This is a genomic window from Mesorhizobium sp. M1C.F.Ca.ET.210.01.1.1, from assembly GCF_004791585.1.
Classification (GTDB): domain Bacteria; phylum Pseudomonadota; class Alphaproteobacteria; order Rhizobiales; family Rhizobiaceae; genus Mesorhizobium.
Window position 1 is genome coordinate 1 of sequence record NZ_SRUU01000213.1, and the last position, 289, is coordinate 289.

The 289-nt window shown below is 65.7% G+C and carries 1 protein-coding gene; it reads left to right on the forward strand.

Features of this window, described 5'->3' with window-relative positions:
- On the forward strand, positions 1-289 hold a 289-nt coding region (locus tag EN853_RS33630; protein ID WP_135861386.1), incomplete at both ends, for a MerR family transcriptional regulator.

Genomic DNA, 289 nt, shown 5'->3' on the forward strand with positions numbered 1-289 from the left:
CCGGCCAAGCGCTACTTCACCATTGGTGAGGTCAGCGAGCTGTGCGACGTCAAGCCGCACGTCCTGCGCTACTGGGAGACCGAGTTTCCCAGCCTTGAGCCGGCCAAGCGCCGAGGCAACCGCCGCTACTACCAGCGCCATGACGTGCTGATGGTGCGGCAGATCCGCAGCCTGCTGTACGAACAGGGCTACACCATCGGTGGTGCCCGCCTGCGCCTGGACGGCCCCGATGCCCGCGAGGAATCGGCGCTGAGCAACCAGATCATCAAGCAGGTGCGCATGGAGCTGG